The following is a 22,691-nucleotide window of genomic DNA, read 5'->3' as shown; positions in this document are numbered from 1 at the left end:
CGTTCTTTAATCCGCGATAAACGTTTCATGCAAATGACGCCAGAGCACCTTGCCGCTGGCGTCTTTTTCAAACACTACGGTGGCTCGGCGGTCGTTGAGTAGGGTGTTGTCGACTTCTTGCAGCTCTCGATAGCTGATCACTGCGCCCTCGTTGTAGAGGGCGATGCCTTTGAGCTCGCTGAGGGTAATCACCAGCCCGGGGCGGGTGCCTCGCAGTTGCTCGAACAACTCCTCCATCCCGTCTAGATCAAGCACCTTGGCGCTAGGTGTGATCATCGAAAACTCATCTGAAAAGCGCGCCAGCAGCGTCGGTAACACGCTGGAAAGGCCGCTGAACCAGTTCTCGATCTCGGCGAGTGTTTCTTCGACTAGGTCAAAGTAGGGCGAATAGTCAGTCATAAATCTCTCTTCGAGCAGGGCAGCACTGTGAAGGTGCAAGCATAGGGCATGGCGAGAGAGCTGCCAGCCCGAAGTTACGACGGGGGGAGGGTACTGGCGTAGCCGTTGCCGAAGGCGACGTCCGGTTGCGAAGCGACCGTAAAAAGGATGACACGGTCAGCGGTTACAACGAGGTGGTCAAGCCAAAGCGCTTCATCAGGATTTTTTGCAGCAGCGCACGGGGCAGTAATGCGGCCAGCAAGGGCATGGCCCTGCTGCCGTTTCCCACGCGCAGCAAGGCCGGTGGGCGGTTTTTTTGCGCAGCCTTAAACACCGCCCTGGCACATTCTGCGACGGGGGTAGGGTTGTCTTGCGAAGCGTTGGCTCTGGCGCGAATACCCTCACGCACGGGCCACCACGGCGAATCTTCAGCGATCAGTTGCTCGGCCTGCGCGCTGGCATTTTTGCCAAAGTGAGTGTCGATGGCGCCCGGCTGGACCTCCATCACCCTGATCCCGAAAGGGGCCAGTTCCATGCGCAAGGCATCACTCAAGGCATGCACGGCAGCTTTGGAGGCACAGTAAGCACCGGCAAAGGGCGTGATCAGCACCCCGGAAACGCTGCCGATATTGACCACCAGCCCCCGATTACGGCGCAAGGGGTCAAATAACGCCCCGGTGATGCCCACCACGGAGAACACGTTGGTTTCGAACTGTTGCTGCAAGCCCTTCACTGCGCCATCCAGCAGCGGCCCCATAGCGCCATACCCGGCATTGTTGATCAGCACATCCAGGCCTTTGCCGTGTTGCTTGAGGCGGGCACTGAGTTGATCCACTTCAAGGCTGTCATTGACGTCCAGTTGTACCGCGACAAAGCCGTCGGCCTTTAGCTGCGCTACATCCTCAGGCTTTCGGGCCGTCGCCCACACCTCATAACCGGCGTCCTTGAAAAGGTTGGCCAAGGCACGGCCTATTCCACTGGAACATCCGGTAATGAGGGCGATGGGCATAAATGAATCCTGACTGGATGGAAAAAGCGAAAGTACGCCGTCGGCACGGGTGCGACAAGCATACGCGTCCAGATGCCGTAGACGAGGAGATTGAGCGGGGGGGTTAGAGGGGGCGAAAAAAAGGCCAATCACAAGCAGATGCTGTGATTGGCCGCAATTATTGCAAAAATTTACTGTGCGATGGTTTTGATCGAAACGCCGCGTTCAATCGGCGTCAAACGTCCGTACACATCTTCAAAGCGTTCAATGTCGTCTTCGCCCAGGTAGCTGCCGGACTGGACTTCAATGATTTCCAGCGGGATCTTGCCCGGGTTGCGCAGGCGGTGAACCGAAGCAATCGGAATGTAGGTCGACTGGTTCTCGGTGAGCAGGAATACATTTTCGTCGCAGGTCACTTCGGCCGTGCCTGACACCACAATCCAGTGTTCAGCGCGGTGGTGGTGCATTTGCAAGGACAGCGAGGCACCCGGCTTGACCGAAATATGTTTGACCTGGAAGCGGCCGCCCATGTCCACCGAATCATAAGAACCCCACGGACGATAGACTTCACAGTGGTTCTGGGTTTCGCTGCGGCCCTGCTCGTTGAGGGTGTTGACCATCTGTTTGACGCCCTGAACGCTGTCTTTGTGGGCAATCATCATGGCGTCTTTGGTTTCGACCACCACGATGTTGTCCAGGCCGATCACCGACACCAGCTTGCCATTGCCGTGAATCATGCAGTTGGTGCTGTCCTGAATCACCACATCGCCTTTGCTGACGTTGCCGTTAGCGTCCTTTTCATTGACGTCCCACAGCGACGACCAGCAACCCACATCGCTCCAGCCCGCCGACAACGGCACCACACACGCGTGCTCGGTTTTTTCCATCACGGCGTAGTCGATGGAGTTGTCCGGGCAGCAGGCGAAGGTGGCTTCATCAATGTCCACGGTGTCAGCGTCCTGATGGCTTCGTTCCAGCGTCAGCAGGCAGGTGTCGTAGATGTCCGGATCATGCTTTTTCAGTTCTTCCAGGAAACGGCTGGCGCGGAACATAAACATGCCGCTGTTCCAGAAGTAACCGCCGCTTTTGACGAATTCAGAGGCGCGCTTGGCATCCGGCTTTTCGACAAACGACTCGACCCGGCTAACGCCTTCTGGCAACTGAGCGTCAGTGGTTGACTTGATATAGCCATAGCCGGTTTCAGGCTTGAGGGCCGGAACGCCGAACAGCACCAGCTCGCCACGCTCCGCCGCGACAGTGGCCAGCGCCAGCGCACGCTGCAGGGCTTTCTGGTCTTCGAGCACATGGTCAGCGGGCAGCACCAGCATCAATTCGTCGCGACCTTCGTTAACCAGCATCATCGCGGTCAGGGCCACGGCGGGTGCAGTGTTGCGGCCAAACGGTTCCATCAGGATGCGCTGAGTGTCGAGCTTACGGTTAGCCAGTTGCTCGTTGACGATAAAGCGGTGTTCTTTGTTGCAGACCACAATTGGCGTGTCCATGCCGTCAAACACCAGGCGCTCCAGGGTTTGCTGGAACAGGGTCTGTTCGCCGGTCAGGGCCAGAAACTGCTTGGGAAATTGCTTGCGCGACAAAGGCCACAGACGCGAACCGCTACCACCTGAAAGAATTACCGGAATCATGTTGTCTCTCCAAAAATTTAAAAAAGGGGAATTAACGGGTCGATACCGGGCGTTTTACCCAGGTCGGTGCCAGGCTGCTGCCGCTGCCCGTGATGTACAGAACGGCGGCTTCACCGCGCTCCAGCGCTACCGGCTTGAGGTCGCTGACTTTCTTGTCGCCGTCATACAGGGCGAAGCTGACCTTCACCGGGTTGATCTCGCGTTCGCCACGGCCTTTGGCCGCGACGGTTTTCACCACCTCGGTCTTGCCGTCTGCGGTTTTCAGGGTCAGCGCCTTGTCGGTCAGGTTCTGCACCCGTACCAGCGACTTTTGCTTGTTCTTGAACGGGGGTTCTTCAATCAGCTGCGGTTGGCCGCTGCCGGTGTTGACCAGGGTGTAGTAGTGATCTGACGCCAGTTTGACCGGCACGTTTTGGCTACCGATCTTGGCGCTGTAATCGCCCTGGGGCATAAAACTGAAATCGCTGCTGCCCAATGGCGCCACATCGTTCAGTGCGGTGTTGCCCACGGTGGCGCTGACTTCCTGATTGCTGGCATTGAAGATGCGCACAAAGCTCGACCCTTTGGGTGCGCTTGGGCCGTAGAGCGCGGCATCGCCACCGGCCCAGGCCTGCAGTGACAACAGGCTGAGGCCGGCCATCAGTGCGAAAGATTTGGCGAGACGACGTGGAGCAGGTTTGAACGGCATCGCTTTAATGGACATAAGTTGAACCTCTCTTTCAGTTTTGCGCCCGGTTGGGCGTCTCGGATTTGGCTGTGTTCTGTGCAAGTTGCGGCGCGCGCGCGCCGGCTTCTTTCAAGCTCGCGACCCATTTCGGATCGGCGTCGCCGATTTCGTTGTCCACCGGCAAGTAGCGCTCCGGGAATTCCCAGATCAGTACTTGTGGCGGGGTGTTCTTGAAGGCGTCACTTTTCAGGTAGGCGAGCATCGGCAGGATGGGGCCGTGGCCGTCCTTGGAGTCATTGATCACGTCGCTGCGCAGCGCTTGTTTCAAGGCACCGACAAAGTTCCAGTTGGCGTTGGCGCTGTAGCTGGTGCCTACCAGCGTGACCGGCACTTCGCTGTCGGCGAACAAACTGTCGGCGCTTTCTGGGGCGTCGTCAGCGACGCGGGTGCTGCGTTTTTCCAGCGGTTCGGACGGCGGCAGCAAATGGCTGAACAGCGGGTCCAGTGGCAGGAAGCGCTCCAGGTCACCGTTGTGCTGCTCGGTGGTTTCAACTTCAGTGACAAACTGTTGCGGTTCACCACTGAGCGGGAACTGAGTGCTCACGGCCTTGGCCAGTTGTTGTGCGGCGATTTGCGCCCCGTCTGGCGTCCAGTGCGTGTCAGTGCGCAAAAACACCTGCGCGCCTGCCTGTTTGGCCTGTTGCAGCGGGCCGAGCAGATCAGGGGCGATTACCTGGCTGGCAGCCAGTTGCGCATGAAAGTCGCGGTACAGGTCGGCATGGATCGATGCGGGGCGTTTGTCACCCATGTGCTCGGGGTACAAGCGCACTTTGGACGGCACCACAGCCATCACCAGCTTAACGCCGTGGGCTTTCAAGGTTTGGCGTACGCCTTCAACCAGGGCGTAATTGCTCGACACGTTGTGTTCGGCATTTGGCCAGGGTTTGAACTCTTCATCGCTGAACAGCCATTGATCGCGGCCCAGAATCACACCCGGACGCCCTTCATTGAACAGGGTGAAATCCAGCGCGGCCCAGAGGTTGGTGCCCAGTCGCTTGATCGGGAACTCGTCGTCGTAATGGGTCTCGACCGCTTTGCTCCAATGACCGTTGAGCACGGTGGTTTCGGGCGGCGTGTTGAAGCCCATAAAGCTGCGCAGCGAGACCGCTCCCAAACCCAGTAACAGGCCGCAGAAGCTGGTGACGTAGACGATGCGTAATGTTCGGTTCATGGTCGGCTCCCCTTAGAACTGGAAGTACAGGAACGGCGAGAAGCTTTGCGCCGAAAGTTTGAAAATCGAGGCCATAAACAGCAGCCCGATAACACTGCGCAGGGCATAGCGTGACCAGTCCGCCGGCAGTGTCTGCGCCTTGCTGACGTCCAGTTCGGTAGGGCGGCGGTACAGGTCACGCAGGCCGAAGAAGGCCAGCGTCAGGTAAGCCACTACCAGCGTTGCCACTTGCAGACCGGTGAGGTTGGCGCGGGTCAGTTCCGACAGCGACCACTCGTTGAAGCTGAACATGGCGCCATACATGCGAGCGGCGACGTGCAGGTTTTCGGCGCGGAAAATCACCCAGCCAATCACCACGATCAGGAAGGTCAGGGCCCAGCGAATCGGATTAAGCACACGTGGGTTGGTGTTCAGGCCCAGAGCTTTTTCAATCGCCAGCCAGATGCCGTGCCAGGCACCCCAGAGGATGTAAGTGATGTTCGCGCCGTGCCACAGACCGCCCAGCAACATGGTCAGGAAGAGGTTGCGGTAGGTGGTCAGCGTGCCTTTACGGTTACCGCCCAGCGTGATGTACAGGTAGTCGCGCAGCCAGGTGGAGAGGCTGATGTGCCAGCGCCGCCAGAACTCGGTGATCGACTGACTGATGTACGGCTGTTTGAAGTTTTCCATAAAGCGGAAACCCATCATCAAGCCCAGGCCGATGGCCATGTCGCTGTAACCGGAGAAGTCAAAATACAACTGCGCGGTGTAGGCCAGTGCGCCGAGCCAGGCATCGCCCGTGGTCGGGTTCTGCAAGGCGAAGCAGTGATCGGCGACCACGGCCAGGGTGTCGGCAATAAACACTTTTTTGATGAAGCCCTGCATAAACCGCGTGGCACCTTCGCTGAACTTGTCGAGGGTGTGGGTGCGGTTGTTGAACTGATCGGCCAAGTCACGAAAGCGCAGCACGGGGCCGGCGATCAGGTGCGGGAAGATCGCCACAAACGCGGCAAAATCGATCAGGTTGCGGGTGGCCGGGGTGTCACCGCGGTACACGTCGATGATGTAGCTGATGGACTCGAAAATGTAGAACGAGATACCGATCGGCAGCAGCACGTGAGTGAGGATGAACGGGTCGAGGCCGGCCGAATTCATCATCGCGTTGATGCTGTCGACGCCGAAGTTGGCGTACTTGAAGTAACCGAGAATCGCCAGATCGACCACCACGCCCAGCAATAGCCAGCGTTGTGCGGGTTTGGTACGCACACCGGCGGCTCCGACTTTGAGGCCGATCCAGTAGTTCCAGATGGTGACACCGATGAACAGCGCCAAAAAGTCCACGCGCCACCAGGCATAGAACACATAGCTGGCGATCAGCAGCAGCAGGTTGCGGTAGCGTTGGCCGCTCAAGTAATAGAGGGCGAGAAACACCGGTAAAAATAAAAACAGAAACACATTGGATGAAAAAACCATCCTGACCTCTCCGTGTTGACCAACAGTAAAGGGCTCAGCCCCCCCAAACCCCCCCGTGAATAATGGGGAGGGTGTTTGTGTTTCTTTGGGGGGAGGGTGTCGTTTGATCGACCCTCACCCCAACCCTCTCCCAGAGGGAGAGGGGGCAGATGTGTGGTGTTGCGCAGATCTGCTTTTGCTTTTAGTCCCCCTCTCCCAGAGGGAGAGGGGGCAGATGTGTGGTGTTACGCAGATCTGCTTTTGCTTTTAGTCCCCTCTCCCTCTGGGAGAGGGCTAGGGTGAGGGCTGCGTTATTTGCCTTTGTCGTGAGCCGGGTCGTACACCTTGGTCAAATCCCCGCCCAGTCGAAATGTCTTGAACGGTTGCATCTCGCGCTTGCGCTCAATCACATCAGGCGCACAGGTGTAGAGGGTGCAGAACGGCTCCAGCCAGGCGAACTTGGCGTCCACCTTCAGGTCGGTCATGTCCTGTTCCTTGCCGTTCTTGTCTTCAAACTCATCCGGGTCTTTGACCCCGCTCAACACCCGTTCGCCCAGCCGTTTGAGCGCCGCATTGTTTTCGTTGCGCAGGTCCACGCCATTGACCAGAGCAAAGCTGGCGATCATCGCCAACGGTGGCAGGGCGTAGTTGTGGTAAGCGAGCGCCCGTTGCTGACGCTTCATTTCGTTAGGCAAATAACCTTGGGCGTCGACCTGATTGGCCCCCACCTTGAACTCTTTCACCGACCAGTCGAACAGGTCACGGCGGTTGGTGGCGATGGACGTGGCCATCACTGACCAGGCGGCCCAATACGAGTGATTGTTGGTTTTGGCCAGCGGCAGGTCATCCCAGTCACTGACCACTTGATCGGCCATTTTGCTGAACCAGGCCTCGATCATCTGCGCCTGCTCTGGGTGTTTGGCCAACGGTTGCGACTCGGAAAACTTCAGGCGCAAGTAAGACGAGGCCATGCTGCCCAGCGCCCATTTGCGCATGGACTTGCCGGTGTGGTTGAAGTCCTTGCTCATCAACGCATCGGCCTGAGCCCAGGCGCTCAGCCAGTTCAATGTGCAATCGAGCTGCTCGGGGCGGCCGTCGCGCATAAATTGCATCACCTGTTTACTGGTGCCGCGCTCCAGTGTGGTGATGCCTTTGGTGGCATCACGAAAGGCTTTTTCCGATTCCACGTTCAAGGTGGAACGGGCCTTGTCCGAGCCTTCGTACTTGCTGCGAAACTCCAGCTTGTCGGTATACGGCTGCGGCATGGCCGTGCAGTCGTTTTTGAAATCGCCGGTTTTGAAGGCTTCGATCGGGGCGTAATACCCCTGTGGTGGCCGCAGGGGCGCGGCCGCGTGGGCGTTGCTGGCAAACATCGCCAAGCCCAATAGGGTCGGCGCCAGCAGTGTGCGTAAGTTGATCGGTGCAGTAGGCATCAGAAACCTCATCGTCCAGCCTGCGCGGTGTGCTGCGCAGGGGAGGGGAATACGTTGCGGGTGCAGAGTTTGGCTTCGACTTGCTGCGCGTCACCCGCGTCATCCGGGCCCTGAATTTCAAGGGCCAGCAGGTTCTGGTCGGCCCAGTCTTCATCGGTGCGCAGTTCAAAGGCGAAACGTCCGTCTGTGTCGGAGGTTGTCGGCTTGTCGATTTTCAGAGTCTCGTGGCGACCGTTCATGTACCAGAGGGTGGCTTGCAAGGTTTTCACCGAGGGGTCGGCGAAGCGGATGTCAATTTGATGGTTGGCGTTGTGCAACGGCTTGTTGGTGCCATTGACCAACAGCTGGTTGGTGCCGGGCTTGAGTGTGGTGCTTTTGCTCAGCAGTGCAGGCTTGCCTTCACAACCGTTGTCCAGCAGCGACATCATTTGGCGGTAGGTGACTTCCTGATCGAGGCGATACAGCGGCGAGAACTCCCAGATCAGTACCTTGGGCGGGGTCTTCTGAAACTCATCGCTGCCCAGGTACTGCAACATCGACCCTTCCAGACCGCCGCCCGGAAAGGCGACATTGAGTACGTCAGCGCCGATGTATTGCTCCAGGAACCCGGCAAAGTTGTAGTTCTTGCCGCTGTGGCTGGTGCCCACCAAGGTGATTTGCGGGTTGGCCGAATCGCTGAACAGATCGTCGTCGCCCGCTTCGCCTTTAGGCTCGGTGCTGAACTGATCCATGTATTGCACGGCGTAGCTGGTGCCGCACAGTTGCCCGGCCATGTTATGCAGGGTGCCGGTTTTGCCCATGCGCCCGGAAATTTTGGTTTCAAACTCGCGCTTTGGGATGTCCGCGAAGCCGGGGATTTTTTTCACTGTTTCGGCGACGATTTTGGCCGTGCGCTCGGCGCCGTAAGGCGTCCAGTGCTGGTCACCGCGGAAGTAGAAGTCGTGCGCCTGTTGCTCGTCGGTCAACGGTGACAGGTCAGGCACGTAGTAACCCATTTTGGCGAAGCGTGCGAGCATGGCCTGATAGTTTTTCAGGGCCGTGTCGTAGTCGAATGAGGCGCGCTCGGCTGGCATCAATTTACTGCGATTGACCAGCCCGCGAGTCGGCTGGTAGACCACGACCAATTCCACCCCTTTGCTTTTGAACGCATCGTGCAGTTGCTGCATGCGCTTGTAGCCTGCGGGCGTGGTTTCGAATTGGGTGCGCAGGTCTTCCTGGGTGCGGAACAACCAGTCACCTTTGGCTTGCACCAACGTGGTGAAGTTTTGCTGGTAACGCGTGGTGTAGTTCTTCGCGTCGTGGGCTTCGGGGCACAGGTTGCAGCACTCCTCGGCGGTGAACGTCGGCGCTTCGATTTCATCGGCTTGCACGCCTGCGCTGGCAAGCAGAAGGCCGGCGGTCAGCAACGTGATCAAATGGGGGGGCATAACAGTCATCCTCAGTCGTGCAATTCGGTCTGGCGTTCAACGGGGTCGATCAGCACGGCTTTTTGCTGGCGCACCATCAGGTCGAGGATCTCGTCCTGACGTTCACCCAGAATCCCGTTCAGGCTGATACCGCTGGATTTGGTCGGGGCCAGCATCGACACCCGGTACAGCTCGATGCTCAGGGGCGAATCGATGCTTAATGGGCCGCTGCCGTTACCGGCCAGCTCGCCACCCACCAGAATCAGCGACACTTCGGTGTCGAACGGGTCGAGGTGAATATCGCGGTCGGTGTCGCTCAGGTCTTTGATGTGGCCGTACACGCCCGTCAGGCCGTTGGCCATCGAGAGGTTTTCGTACAGGCGAATATTCACGCTGTTGCGCACCCGAATGCCGTGACGACGGTTGTTGAAAACCTTGTTGCCCCACAACAGGTTGTCGCCGCTCTCATAGAGGGTGATGCCGTCGGTGTGGTTCTGGAAAATGTCGTTGTCGGCAATCAGGTTGTTGACGCTGTTACGGTCGATCACCAGGCCCGACAATTTGTTGTTGTGGCTGCGGTTGTTGAAGATGAAGCTGTCGTCCACTTCACGGGAAATGATGATTCCGTGTTTGCGTTTAGTGCCGAACACGTCGTTCTCGGCAATGATCAGGCCGTGCGAACGGTCATGGGGGTCAATGCCGTAGACGATGTTGTCGCGGTAAGTGCTGCCCTTGACTACAAAGTCGCGGGTTTCGTAGCAGTAGAAGCCGTACCACATGTCCGAGAACTCGGAGTCGACGATCCAGCCGGTGGGCTCATCGCGTTTGACCACCTTGGCCATGTTGGGCGTGTACTGAGAAATACTCACCCCGTACGACTTACTGTTGGCGTAGCCAAAGCTGGCCATCTTGCTGTTGACGATGTAGGTCTGGGTGCCGCCCCAAGCCAGCAGGAACGGACGGAATTCTTTTGCGTCGCGGAAAGTGGCCGGACCATTGGCCTTTTCACGCCAGCCAGTGACTTGGGTGTCACGCACAAACAACTGGCCATCGTTGACCAAAAAGGAGCCGCCTTCTTCGGACAGACGCAACTCTTTGGTGCTGCTGTCGATGTCCAGAATGCCTTGATGCCCGACCACAATCGGCAAGCGCGCCAGGTACACACCCGGTGCGGTTTCGCTGAAGTACTGTTTGGGCAGGCGTTTGGCCAGATCCTTGAGGTTTACATAGCCGTCGTCGATGAAAATCGCCTGGGGAATACCGCCTTGGCGCACTACCCATTCGGCCATTTTGTTATCGCCACCGATAAAGTCTTTCAGGGCGTTCTCTTGCATCATGCGGCGCACGCTGACTTTGCCGGCTTTGCTGCGCACAATCTTGGCCGCTGCGGCTTCACGGGTGTAACCCGACAGGTCGGGCAGGGCGGGCTTGGCAATGTCCAGCGGCGCCGACGGGGCCGTGCTGACGGTGTAGGTTTTGGCTTGTTGCAGCTCTTTGGCCACCGTCTGCTCTACCGGCGAGACGGAGGCAAAGGCGGCCGAACTGGCCAGCAGCAGCGCGCCAGCCAGCAGGCTGATCGCGCCTTTGTGGGCAGGATGATTCATGTCACGCACTCCCGTTGGCGTAGTCATCAGAAGCGCCAGATCACGTCAACAAACGCGCGGTGCATGTACGAGTCGACGTTCTTGCCGTAGGCATCGCCCGGCTTGAACACGCCGCCACGAAAGCGCACCAGCGCTGAAGGCTCGTCAATCGACTGGCTCAGTGCCGCTGGCAGCAGGCCTTGTTTGAAGTACTTGGTGACCACCAGATCCATTTCCTGACCCAGGTCGTTTTTACCGTCGATCAACGGCAGTGACGTGCTGGACAGCAAGCCGCCAGTCGGGTCTTCGGTATTTTCGACGGCGTTGATGCCGTTGCTGCCCACCGGCTTGCTGGCGTCTACGCGCCAAAACTTGTGGTAGACCAGCGAGGCGTCGTAGTCGTCGCGCAGCTGCCAGGAGGTGAACAGGCTGGCGCTTTGCATGTTCTGCATTTCGCCACGGAATGCTTCACCAAAACGGTGAACCCGCGAGCGGGTGCCGGTGTAGTTCGAGCGGTTGCTCTCAAGGCCGGTCTGCTGGTAGTCAGCGCTGGCCCGGGAATAGGCCGCACCGACTTGCCAGTTCGGGTCAAGGCGCAAACGAATGCCCAGATCGGTGGCCCAGCCGTCTACGTTGTCACTGGTTTTGGCGCCCGCCAGCGTGCGCCCGTCCACACTGGAGGTGGCCAGGTTGTCGCGTTTGCCGGTCATGCCGGTGAGGCTGGCCCAGTAATTGACGGTGTTGGTGTTGCGGTAGTTGTAGGCGTCGCTGTTGGCTTCAATGCCGAGCCAGGTCAGGTCGCCGTTCTCGGTTTTATCCAGCGCGTCGACTTCTTCGCCTTGATGCTTGAGCTTGCCATCGTCGTGGGTGTGATGCGCACGCAGGCCGACCCACTGGCCGGGTGTCCACTGTGCTGAAATATCACCGAACAGGTGCAAGCGATCCTTGTCATCCGGGGCCAGATCGTGGAGGTCGGTGCGGTACTCGCTGAAGCGTTCAGCAACGCCCAGATTAGCCTTCAACAAGGTGGTATCGAACGTCCAGTTCAGCGCTTCGATATTGGTGTCGCGCCACAGGCCGTCGTCGTTGCGCAGGCGCTGGCGACCCAATCGCAGCTCTTCGCCGGGGTAAGCGGTGAAACCTTTGTAACCGAGCCAGAATTCACGCAGGGCCAGGTAGCTTTTATCCGGTTGGCGCGAATCGCTGCTGCTTGATTGCTGCTCATCAGCCTGTTGCAGGGTGTCGGTTTCGATGATGTCGCTGGACGTCACCGCCTGCCCCATCACGTAGGCGCTCCAGTTGCCGTGTTCGAAATACGCCCATGGGCGCAGGTCAAGGGCGATACCGTTTACGTCGCCGCCGTCACGGGTGCCGAGGTCGCGGTCGTCTTCGGACTGCACGGTGATTTTCGTCTCAAGGCCGAAGTTCTTTTCATCGGTCATGGCGGCCAGGGTCGGGCATGACCACAGCAGCGCGAAAGACAGGCCAATGCCCGCTTTCACAAAGGGATTGAGGGTCATAGGGCTTCCTCGCCGTGTTCTTGTTCTAGCTGTGCACGCAGCAACAGGTTGGCGCGCAGGGTGCGTTCTTTTTCCAGCAGGCGCTCGGCGTCGGCGCGTTGTTCAGGCGGCAGTTGCTCGTCGAGCTGGCTCGCCAGTTCATTGCCCTGCGGGGTGTCCTGGAGTTTCGCCAGTTGGCCGAACACATAAGCGTTCAGCAGGTTGGGCTGAGTGCCTTTGCCTTGGGAGAACAACTGGGCGATGGCGAAGTCGGCGCTGTTTTGGCCGTTACGCGCAGCCTTGAGCAAATGGTCGAGGGCTTTTTGCGGATACACCTGACCCAGATAACCGCGACGGTAAATCTGACCCAGGTAGTAATCCGCCGCGACTTCTTTGTCCACGGCACGCTGGAAGTGCGCCTCGGCCTTTTTCGCATCCGGGGTCATCCACTTGCCGTCGTAATACATGCGTCCCAGCAACAGCTCGGCGCGGGGCAGATCGGCAGCGCGGCCGTTGTCCAGGTATTCCTGCAACTGCGCGGTGTCGCCCTGATCCGGGAAGTCATAGAGCAATTGCGCCAGGCTCACCCAGGCTGCGGGGTAACCGGGGGCGATGTTTTCCAGCAACGATTTAGCCGTTTCGGGATCAGGCGTGCCCAGCGTCGGATCGGCCAATACCCGGGCGACACCGTCGACCTTCTTGGCCGAGGCTGCGCCACTGCGATACGCGCCTTGCAACTGCTTGACCAGCTCGGCCAGTTGTTCGGTTTGACCGCGTTTCTGGTAGATCGCGGCCAGCTCGGGGTAATAGCCGGCGTTGCCCAGGGATTGTTCGAGCAAGCCCTGTGCTTCAAGCAGCTCGGCCTCGGTCGCATCGGGCTTGGTTGCCAGCAGGCGGCCAAGACGGCCCTGAGCGCGAGGTGAAGTTTTTGCGGCCGCGCGGTAAGCGGCTTCGGCTTTCTTCAGCTGATCGGCGTCTGGATTTGTCATCCAGATGTCCGCCAGTCCGACCTGCGCTTCGGTGTAGCCCAGATCCGACAACGCTTGATAGTTACGCTGAGCGGTGGCGGTATCGCCACGCTTCAAGGCTTCATTGGCCAGACGCTGATCGGGCAGGCCCGCACAACCGGCCAATGCGATGGCTGCAACCAGTGGTAGCAACGCCTGCCCCCGTAGCAGCTGCCGAAGGCTGCGTTCGGTTGCGAAGCGACCGTAAAACCCTTTGGCACGGTGTGTCAGAACCTGCGCGTGCTCAGGAGGGCGAGCGCTGCGCACTCGGACGCCGCCTTCGGCAGCTGCTACGGGAAATGGCATGGGGGATGGGCTTGTCATGCTTACAAACCCGCAGCCGAGGCTTTGTCGATCAACCAGTTCAACGATGGGCCACGGTCGCTGCGCACGTCTACTGGACGGCCAGCCAACGCGCTGTCCAGCGGGGCGTCAGGTTTGATTTGCACGCGAATGTCAGATGACAGGTCATCGCTGTTAAGGCTGGTGCTGCTGATGATCTTGCCGCTGCGCTGGCCATCTTCACCGGCAATCTGGAAGTTCACACGGGTGCCCGGCAGTACGTCACCGAACTGGCGATAGCTGAAACGTGCAGCAATACCGGCTTCGCTGGTGCGCGGTACCAGTTTGAAGATCACGTCGCCCTTGCTGGCGTATTGACCATTGGCAACCACTTGTTCCGCCACCACGCAATCACATGGCGAGGTCAGGGTGCCGGTCATTTGCTTGCCGAACAGGGTTTCGATGTTCTGTGGTTGCAGCTGGTTTTCGTCCAGATGCCCCTTCAGGACGTCGAGCATGCTGGTGCTGAAGGTCGCAATCGGCGCGCCGCTGGCGGCCAGTTGGTCGTCTTTGATCAGGCTTTGCACCGTGCCGTCACGGGGCATAGTGATGTTCAAGGCGGGCACGCTGACCAGCGCCGATTGCGCGTGGGTGACGAAATACAGGCCGTACACCGATTTGACGATAAAACCGAACGCCACCAGACCGACGACAAACACACCGGCGCTCAGTACTACGGCTTTCATACGACCGAACGGGCTCATGCCGCTGCCGCCATCTTTGACCTTGCGCGCTTTGGTGAAGTTGTCACGTTGCAGGGTGGCGAGCATTTCGCCCATGGTCACGATGTCGCCACTCAAGTGCGAGGTGATCAAGTGACGCAAGGTGGCGATGTCTTGCAGGTCCAGGTTCTGGAACTGGCAACCGACGCGGCCGGTCTGGCGGTCAACATTGCGCACCAGCAGGTCGACGTCCATGGTCAGGCCGAGGTTATCCACCAGAAATTGCAGGCGGCCTTTAAACACGTCGCCGACCTTGAAGGTCTGGTTGGCCGCATTGAAGCTCAGGCCACCGGCCGAGAGGTCGATCAGGCTGACTTCCATCGGCGCGCGCTCGGCCGTGAGAAAGCGCAGCTTGGCCGGGATTTTGACCCGCGCATGCTGGCGCTGGGCTTCGGATTCGTGGACAACGTTGGCGTTAACTTGAGTGTTCATGGGTCTTATTCCTGATTAATTCGGTCGGGTCGGTTCAGACCATCGTCAGCAGCACAGCAACAAAAATGCTGGCAGCGGAGAAGGTCATGGTTCGAGACGACCAGGTGTTGAACCAACGTTGAAAGCTGGCCAGATCACGGGTCAATTTAGTGTCCTGACGGGTCCAGGATTGTTGGTCGAGGCGGAAGAACACGTAGATCTTCACCAGTGCCCCAACGATCTGGTTGTAATAAAGAATCACCGGGTAAGCCGGGCCGATGCTGTGACCCGAACAGGCCAGCAACAGGGTCAGAATCAGGCGGGTGATGCCAATCCACAGCAGGTAGGCAATAAGGAAGGTGATGCCGTATTTGGCCGTGGCAATCAGCGCTACCGTCAGGCCCAGCAGTGAGGTCCACATCGACACACGCTGGTCGAACAGCACCAGGCTGGTGAAGGCGCCGAGGCGTTTAACACCCAGCCCTAACGCGCGGGCGTTCTGGCGCAGGTTGTTGCCGTACCAACGGAACATCAGCTTGCGACTGGCCTTGATAAAGCTCTTTTCCGGCGGGTGTTCCACGGTATGGATCGCCGCGTCTGGCACGTAAAAGGTGTCGTAGCCCAGACGCATCAGGCTGAACCAGCTGGACTTGTCGTCGCCGGTCAAAAACTTGAAACGGCCCAGACGCCAGTGTTGCAGCGAGTCACTTTCCACATCGGCAATAAAGTCGGGGTCAGTCACTACGTTGGCACGGAACACTGACATGCGTCCGGTCATGGTCAAGACGCGCTTGGACAGGGCCATCGAGCACATGTTGATGTGGCGTTGAGCAAAGCGCAGCTTGTGCCATTCGCTCATGATGTAGCCGCCGCGTACTTCGCAGAACTCGTTAGTGGTCAGGCCGCCGACATTGCCGAACAGCTGGAACCACGGCACGGTTTTGCGCACCACGCCTTGGGCGAGCACGGTGTCACCGTCGATCACTGCTACCACTGCGCGGTTGTCGGGCATGTGCCGCGAGATGGCGCGGAAGCCATAGGCCAGGCCGTCGCGTTTGCCGGTGCCGGGAATGCGCACAAAGTCCAGCTTGACGCGGTCAGGCGGGTTGAGGCGCTGCCACATGCTCTTGACCAGCAGCTCATCGGACATTTCCACCAGCGAACACACCACGGTGGTAGGCAAGCCGCAGTCAATGGCTTCGCGAATGACCGAGCTGTACACCTGCGCGGTGGTCAGTGCGTCGATTCGAAAGCTGGTGACCATCAGAAACACATGAGACGGGTCAGCCGCCTTGCCCAGCTTGCGTACCTTGCGGCGCAAGTGGGGGTACACCACATATAAAAACAGCATGCCGCGCAGAAAATGCGTGGCACCCATTGAGTAGCGCCAGATACCCACGGCGCCAATCAGGAAAATAAAGTTCTTCGACTCGGAGTCAAAGGTAGAGGTCGGCAACGCTAGCGCGAGGCCCATCAACAGGCTTAGAAAAAACAGCCAGCCCGCGGATTGAAGTAACACGTTTTTTAACTTGGACATTTGCGTCATCCGAAGGTGAAGAGGGCTTCGAGCTGCAAGCCGCAAGCTACGAGTGAAGCGCTGTAAACTTGCGACGTGCTGCTTGAAGCTGACGGCTGCTGTTACCAGCAGATGCCTTCGGTGCGGCTGGTGGTGCTAGTGGCCTTGGCCATAAAGCCGACCAGGTCGATGACTTGTTTACCGGCCGGTGCGTTTTGCGCCAGGGCACGGAATTTCTCGTCGCGGTTACCCAGAATGATCACGTCGCTGTGATTGATCACTGCGTCGAAGTCCGAGTTGAGCAGGGACGACACGTGAGGGATTTTCGATTCGATGTACTCTTTGTTCGAACCGTGAACACGGGCGTATTCGACGTTGGTGTCGTAGATGGAGAGGTCGTAGCCCTTACCGATCAGCATTTCTGCCAACTCGACCAGCGGGCTTTCGCGCAGGTCATCGGTGCCGGCCTTGAAGCTCAAGCCGAGCAGGGCGACTTTGCGTTTGTCGTGGCTGGCAACGATGTCGAAGGCGTTCTGCACTTGCGATTCGTTACTGCGCATCAGGGAGTTGAGCAGCGGCGCTTCAACGTCCAGCGAACCGGCGCGGTAGGTCAGGGCGCGAACATCTTTAGGCAGGCAAGAGCCGCCGAACGCGAAGCCCGGACGCATGTAGTACTGCGACAGGTTGAGGGTTTTGTCCTGGCAGACCACGTTCATCACTTCACGGCCATCTACACCCACTGCTTTGGCAATGTTGCCGATTTCGTTGGCGAAGGTCACTTTGGTGGCGTGCCATACGTTGCAGGTGTACTTGATCATCTCGGCCACTTCGATGTCCTTGCGGATGATCGGTGCGTCGAGTTCTTCGTACAGCGATTGCAGCACATCGCCAGAAGCGGTATCGAACTCGCCGATGACAGTCATTGGCGGCTGGTCGTAGTCGGCAATGGCCGTGCTTTCACGCAGGAATTCAGGGTTTACGGCGACGCCGAAATCAACGCCTGCTTTCTTGCCCGAGCATTCTTCGAGAATCGGGATCACGACATTTTTCACGGTGCCCGGCAATACGGTGCTGCGCACCACGATGGTGTGACGGCTGGTTTTTTCACGCAGCACAGCGCCGATTTCGCGGCATACGGCTTCGATGTAGTTAAGTTCCAGATCACCGTTTTTCTTGCTCGGCGTGCCGACGCAGATCATCGACAGGTCGCTGTCACGGATGGCCGAAGCAAAGTTGGTGGTGCCGCGCAGACGGCCTGTTTGAATACCCTGAGCCAGCAGCTCGCCAAGGCCCGGTTCAACGATGGGCGATTTGCCGAGGTTGATCAGGTCAATCTTGTCTTGAGAAATATCAACGCCAATAACTTCATGGCCGCGGGCAGAAAGACAACCGGCACAAACGGCGCCGACGTAACCCAAACCAAATATGCTGATGCGCATCGTAATTGACCTCTGTCATGTTCAAGCCACTGAGTGGCCTAAGTTAAAAAATAAGGGCGAACTTGGAATTACGGCATAACTAACCCGCAATACCGTGAACAGGCACTGTTATGTTTCAACGCTGCTAAAGTTGCACTTTTAAAGTGCAGCTACTTATTGTCTTGTAGGACAATTTGGCTCGAAGCCCTCCGCGGATACACGCAGGGGCATACCTCAAGCCATTGATTTATATGGCACGAAGGCGTTTAGCAGGTGATTCGCTTTTGATCGCCACACCCCGGCTGGCCAGAGCGTGTTAAGCGTTTATTTTATGAGTGCTGCGTAAGTCATTTCCTACAAGCTCGGTAATAATTGTTACGGATTCTATGAGCGGTGCTTCGGTACATAGTTCCAGCCCGCTGATCTCGTTTTTACATATTGCTGAATGTGTTTCAAAAGATGGCACTAGTTGCAAAGTGATGGCCCCGAAGGTTTCGCCCTTTATTTGTAGGGAGTTCATTCGTTGCGATAGTTAAGTGCCACTATCCAAAAAAAAATTAAGTGCCACTATGAAAAAAAGTCACATTTGTCGAGTGAATTTATATTTATCGAAGGGTTGGGAGGGCGAAATCAGGTGCGACGCACGCTCAGGGAGCTGAGGTGCGTCGAAAAAGGGAGGGGTTATTCGGGGGCGTGATCGCGTAGGAAAACCAGCAAGTCGGGTTTCGAGTGCTCGGCACTGTAACGATAGCCCTGAGCGTCAAATTGCTTGAGGTGTTCAGGGTTGTTGATACGTTCCTTGATCACAAAGCGGCTCATCATGCCTCGGGCCTTTTTCGCGTAAAAGCTGATGATCTTGTGCTGACCGTTTTTCAGGTCCTTGAATTCGGTATTGATGATGCGCGCGTTCAAGGCTGATTTTTTGACGGCTGAAAAGTATTCGTTAGACGCCAGATTGAGCAACACATCATCGCCTTGTTCCGCCAGTGCTTCATTGAGCCACTCGCTGATGCGTGTACCCCAGAAGGCGTACAAATCCTTGCCGCGAGCGTTGGCCAGCTTGGTGCCCATCTCCAGTCGGTACGGCATCATCAAGTCCAGCGGACGCAAGAGTCCGTAAAGGCCTGAGAGCATACGCAGATGGGTTTGGGCATAGTCAAAGTCGTCTTCATTGAAGTCCACGGCATTGAGGCCGGTGTACACATCGCCTTTAAAGGCCAGCAGTGCCTGCTTGGCATTTTCGGGAGTAAAGGCTGGGGTCCAGCTGCCGAAGCGAGCGGCATTGAGGCCTGAAAGCTTATCGGACAGGTGCATCAGCTCGCCAATCTGTTGCGGGCTTAACTCACGCAATTGCTCGATCAACACCTGCGAGTGGTCCAGGTACTGAGGCAAGGTAAAGCGCGCAGTGGCTGGCGGCGTTTCGTAATCGAGGGTTTTAGCGGGTGAAATCACCATCAGCATAAGGTCGTCTCCTTTATAGGCAGGGGAGCAATTCTAGGGGGTAGGAGGGTTTGACTCCACCTATCACCTTCATAGAAGGGTGTTGAGGTGTAGTTGCTGACGAGGAATGAAGGTTGAGATGGGCTGCTTGCCGCAGCCTCGTGACGAGGCAACGAGCCTGTGATCTGTTTTTGATCTGGCTTGTGATCTGGTTTTTGATCTGGTTTTTGATCTGGTTTTTGATCTGGTTTTTGATCTGGTTTTTGATCTGGTTTTTGATCTTGATCTGCCGCCCCTTCGGGAGGCCGAATGGAGGTTTCGCGGAGTGGGTCGACCGGCATGGATGCCGGGAGAGCTGCGATCGGGCCATGGATGGCCCGTCGCAGCGTGCCCACGGAGCGGGACCGGAGTGAGGGACACCTGAGCGAAGCGAGGGCCGTACGCGGGGGCGGAAGCGTTTTGGTTACTTTGCCGCTTTTGCAAAGTGACACGCCGTAAGGGCGTAACCATTACGTCAGCTAGACGCTAAAAATGGATATGTACTCGAAGCCTTCAATTGGCCAGCGTACATATCCATTAGATGAATTAAACCTTTCTACGGGTTTCGCCCTTACGGCGAGTTCCTTTTGGCAGACGCCCCAAAAGGAACCAAAAGGTCTGCGCCCTACCATACGGCCGAGCTCGCCTAGGCTCGCCCGGTGCCTTCTCTCCGGCACTGTTATGGGGGCCCGCCGCGACGGGCCATCCTTGGCCCGATCGCGGCTGGCTCGGCGTCCTGCCTCGCCACCCCCATAACAGCACCTACGTTCAGCCTCCTGTGATGGGCCCCAGTGTCGCTCCCCCTGTTTCGGTGGCGGCAGGGGCATTGTTTTAGAAGCAACAAGCAACAAGCAACAAGCAACAAGCATCAGTCTTAAAGCGCTGCAAGCAAGGTTATAGTGCTGGCAGTTTTTTATTGGGAGAACAACCCGTGCGTGTGGCTCTTTTTTTATCGACCTGGCTGATGTGTCTGGGTGCAATGGCGGCGCCCAACGAACCGGCAACGCTGGACCGCAGCACTTGGCCGGAACAACTGAACAGCCCGGCCTTGTTCGACGTGGCCTCACGCGCAGAAATCCTCACCTTCGCTCATGCTTTACTGGCCACCGAAGCGCTGGATGAAAACGCCCTGAAACAGCGTCTTAACCTTAAAGCCATTAACCTCGACTCAATCGATAGCGTTCGTCAGCGCCTGTGGCAGCAGCTCTTGCTTAACTACAACGCCGCCCAACAGAGCTGCGATCAGGATGCATCGTTTTGTTACTACGTCGAAGACATGCCATCGTTGCGCGAACAGGCCGGCAAATTTGTCGTGGCCGACGACTCGTTTTACGCGGCATGGGCCGAGCCGAGCCGTGAGTTCCATCGTCGTTATCTGGATGAACAGCTGCGAATGGCAGCGTTGTTCCCGCAAATTGCCAGTGAAGTCGCTGTGTTCGGTGAGCAGGAGTTCAACGGCGAACAAATGAGCGACCGACTCTTTATGTTGACGCTCGACAGTGGCCCCAGCCAGTCATCGGGCACAACAGACTGGCTCACCGACTACTTGCGCAAGCAATCCATGAGCGCGACCTTCTTTGTGCTCGGCAATAGTCTGCAAGCGCGCCTCGGTAAAACCTCTGAACAGGCCGTTCAGTCGCTGTACAAGGGCCAGTGCGTCGGTGTGCAAGGCTGGGAATACCGCTCGCACAGCCATTGGCAAGACTGGCAGGACTCGATTGTGCGCAGTGCCGCATTGGTCAAACAGCAGCTACCAGACAATTACGTGCCTGTGTTCAGCCCCCCCTATGGGCATCGACGCGCAGACAGCGGCGCATTTTTCAAGTCGCAAGGTTTGCAAGTGGCCTTGTGGAACATTGATTCGCAAGACATGGCCGCCAGCCTGACCGGCGAGCAGTCGGCGCATCGGGTGCTGACCTTGATGCTGTTGTGGCGTCATGGGGTGATTGCCTTTCACGACACTCAAGACAAAGTGCGCAGCGCATTGCCCTGGTTGTTGAAAGCGACGGCACAGAGCGGTTTGGGCTGGCAAAATTGTGAGGCTATTGCACAGTGACATCTTATCGTAGGGTCTGATATTTGATCATAGTTTGTAAGCATGTTCTTGATTCTTATAGGTGCCATTTTATTTATTGACGTATTGAGTGGTAAAGCAGAGATTGGGTTCGGCGATAGGCTAGGCATAGGGTATTTCGATACAGCTCCTGGAAATAAATGTATCGAGATTCTAGATAATTAATTTAATTACTTATGCCTTTTTTATACAAATGTAACCCGTTTTGTAGTGAGTAGCTTCACTGCATGGTTTTGGGTGTGTTTAAATCGATTACTATTTTTTACGTTGATTATTGATCAAAGGAATGATATGAAAGGCTCCCTCGAACTTCCAAATACATACGTCACCTGGCCAGAAGCGAAGCCGTCTTCTGGTTTTAACTATAGCCCCAATACTTACATCAAAAATATGCCGCCGCATCTCTCTTTTCAGAAAAAAAACGGGATCCGGAAAGTTTATGCAAATGGCGAAAAAATGTTTCCCCTTTCGTCAGCCGGGGATGTTGAGGGTGTACTCAAAGCTGCTTTCGATGGCTTTAATGGGCTGAGTGCCGCCGATATTTATAAACAACTAAAAATGCACGCTGACGCCCAGAATATTTTGCAGCAACACGATCATCAAGCACTGGGCGACTCGTTTGGCGCTAAGAAAAATGGTTTTACACAAGTGTTGTACTCATCGGCTTGGTGGCATCAGCACTCCGGAACTTTTGCACCCCAAGAGTCAGCAGCGCACGATTTCTATGGAACGGCCCTGATGCCAATTGCTGGTATTTACTATTGGCTTTGGGGGCAGGGGAAAACGCGTTACGTCAATATTGGTTCTTTGAATCTGTCTATGGTCGCTTCTGATTTTTCACCGATGATTGAAACTGTGAATAAAAATGGCCCAGGTGTTTACACTATAAATAAGCCATTCACTTACAATGCCTTCAGGTTTTCTCTCAATCTTTGGGCTGCAGGTTTGCTCGGACGAGTGAGTGGTAATGTGAACGGTACGTTAAATATATCAGCGAACGGTTCTTGGTCATTTGACGGTGCCTTCACACTCAATCCTGATACTTATGACTCTGATCATAGCAATCGGACATATATGCAAGAATCACTGACTAATTTCCTGCGATATTTAGGTGATAAGTTTGGGCACGCTGATTATCAGATTGTTGTTAGAGGTAGTCAGAAAATTCAGTTCAGTGGCAGAAAGTAGAGGGTAGGATGATAGATAAGAAGCGTGTATTTTTTTCAGTAATAGTGATCGCCCTATCGGGATGTAATGATAGTCAAGTGGCCTCTTGCCCATCCGCAGGGCAATCCTTCTTTGAGCGATCTGTACATGCCTACTTTTCTAAGCATCCGCCAGCGATTGATCTTGAACAGATAAAGATACTCCCAGGGGCTCGGTATGACGAACACACCCATTGGTGGATAGTGCCAATCGAAATGGGTGAAGTCAAACTTGATGCTCTCCTAAGTTGCGACGGG

Annotated in this window: 17 protein-coding genes; 2 read left to right on the top strand and 15 right to left on the bottom strand. The window is 56.8% G+C overall.

Going from position 1 to position 22,691, the window contains the following annotated elements:
• Positions 1-6: 6 nt before the first annotated feature.
• From FJD38_RS11425 to yaaA, 15 genes are all read right to left on the bottom strand, one after another.
• Positions 7-399, bottom strand: a complete 393-nt coding sequence (locus FJD38_RS11425; RefSeq protein WP_122786459.1) for a DUF4440 domain-containing protein — start codon at positions 397-399, stop codon at positions 7-9.
• Between the two features lie 163 nt (positions 400-562).
• Positions 563-1,387 carry an SDR family oxidoreductase gene (locus FJD38_RS11420; RefSeq protein WP_146385379.1) on the bottom strand — a complete coding sequence of 275 codons (825 nt, stop codon included), beginning with the start codon at positions 1,385-1,387 and terminating at the stop codon, positions 563-565.
• Positions 1,388-1,557: 170 nt separating this feature from the next.
• Positions 1,558-3,009: a mannose-1-phosphate guanylyltransferase/mannose-6-phosphate isomerase gene (locus FJD38_RS11415; RefSeq protein WP_122786461.1), complete on the bottom strand. Its 1,452-nt coding sequence runs from the start codon at positions 3,007-3,009 to the stop codon at positions 1,558-1,560.
• Positions 3,010-3,040: 31 nt separating this feature from the next.
• On the bottom strand, positions 3,041-3,697 hold the full coding sequence (locus tag FJD38_RS11410; protein WP_233609116.1) for an alginate O-acetyltransferase AlgF: 657 nt from the start codon (positions 3,695-3,697) through the stop codon (positions 3,041-3,043).
• Positions 3,698-3,728: 31 nt separating this feature from the next.
• The gene (locus FJD38_RS11405) at positions 3,729-4,907 is read right to left on the bottom strand and encodes an alginate O-acetyltransferase (protein WP_122786463.1); all 1,179 of its coding nucleotides are present in this window, start codon (positions 4,905-4,907) and stop codon (positions 3,729-3,731) included.
• 12 nt (positions 4,908-4,919) lie between these two features.
• Positions 4,920-6,359: an MBOAT family O-acyltransferase gene (locus FJD38_RS11400; protein ID WP_122786464.1), complete on the bottom strand. Its 1,440-nt coding sequence runs from the start codon at positions 6,357-6,359 to the stop codon at positions 4,920-4,922.
• Positions 6,360-6,649: 290 nt separating this feature from the next.
• Positions 6,650-7,771 carry a mannuronate-specific alginate lyase gene (locus FJD38_RS11395; protein WP_122786493.1) on the bottom strand — a complete coding sequence of 374 codons (1,122 nt, stop codon included), beginning with the start codon at positions 7,769-7,771 and terminating at the stop codon, positions 6,650-6,652.
• Positions 7,772-7,779: 8 nt separating this feature from the next.
• The gene (locus tag FJD38_RS11390; RefSeq protein ID WP_122786465.1) at positions 7,780-9,198 is read right to left on the bottom strand and encodes an alginate O-acetyltransferase; all 1,419 of its coding nucleotides are present in this window, start codon (positions 9,196-9,198) and stop codon (positions 7,780-7,782) included.
• A gap of 11 nt (positions 9,199-9,209) precedes the next feature.
• Positions 9,210-10,781 (bottom strand): mannuronan 5-epimerase AlgG, encoded by a 1,572-nt coding sequence (algG, locus tag FJD38_RS11385; RefSeq protein ID WP_122786466.1) that lies wholly within the window; start codon positions 10,779-10,781, stop codon positions 9,210-9,212.
• Between the two features lie 26 nt (positions 10,782-10,807).
• Positions 10,808-12,280, bottom strand: a complete 1,473-nt coding sequence (locus FJD38_RS11380; RefSeq protein ID WP_122786467.1) for an alginate export family protein — start codon at positions 12,278-12,280, stop codon at positions 10,808-10,810.
• Positions 12,277-13,590, bottom strand: coding sequence for an alginate biosynthesis protein AlgK (locus tag FJD38_RS11375; RefSeq protein WP_244302721.1), 1,314 nt, complete (start codon positions 13,588-13,590; stop codon positions 12,277-12,279). Before FJD38_RS11375 ends, FJD38_RS11380 begins: the two co-directional genes overlap by 4 nt.
• Positions 13,591-13,592: 2 nt before the next feature.
• On the bottom strand, positions 13,593-14,762 hold the full coding sequence (locus tag FJD38_RS11370; protein ID WP_122786468.1) for an alginate biosynthesis protein Alg44: 1,170 nt from the start codon (positions 14,760-14,762) through the stop codon (positions 13,593-13,595).
• Positions 14,763-14,796: 34 nt separating this feature from the next.
• Positions 14,797-16,278 (bottom strand): mannuronan synthase, encoded by a 1,482-nt coding sequence (gene alg8, locus FJD38_RS11365; RefSeq protein ID WP_122786469.1) that lies wholly within the window; start codon positions 16,276-16,278, stop codon positions 14,797-14,799.
• A gap of 101 nt (positions 16,279-16,379) precedes the next feature.
• Entirely contained in the window at positions 16,380-17,696 is a 1,317-nt protein-coding gene (locus FJD38_RS11360; protein WP_122786470.1) for a nucleotide sugar dehydrogenase, read from the bottom strand.
• Positions 17,697-18,356: 660 nt separating this feature from the next.
• The gene (gene yaaA / locus FJD38_RS11355; RefSeq protein WP_122786471.1) at positions 18,357-19,136 is read right to left on the bottom strand and encodes a peroxide stress protein YaaA; all 780 of its coding nucleotides are present in this window, start codon (positions 19,134-19,136) and stop codon (positions 18,357-18,359) included.
• Between the two features lie 949 nt (positions 19,137-20,085).
• Between yaaA and FJD38_RS11350 the strand changes: the two genes are divergently transcribed.
• The gene (locus tag FJD38_RS11350) at positions 20,086-21,210 is read left to right on the top strand and encodes a polysaccharide deacetylase family protein (RefSeq protein ID WP_146385377.1); all 1,125 of its coding nucleotides are present in this window, start codon (positions 20,086-20,088) and stop codon (positions 21,208-21,210) included.
• Between the two features lie 309 nt (positions 21,211-21,519).
• Positions 21,520-22,416, top strand: a complete 897-nt coding sequence (locus FJD38_RS11345; protein WP_146385375.1) for a lipid II-degrading bacteriocin — start codon at positions 21,520-21,522, stop codon at positions 22,414-22,416.
• Positions 22,417-22,691 lie beyond the last annotated feature (275 nt).

The sequence above is a fragment of the Pseudomonas saxonica genome (assembly GCF_007858365.1).
GTDB classification, from domain to species: domain Bacteria; phylum Pseudomonadota; class Gammaproteobacteria; order Pseudomonadales; family Pseudomonadaceae; genus Aquipseudomonas; species Aquipseudomonas saxonica.
Note: the sequence above shows the minus strand (reverse complement) of the source record. Positions and strands in the feature narration are given on the sequence as shown.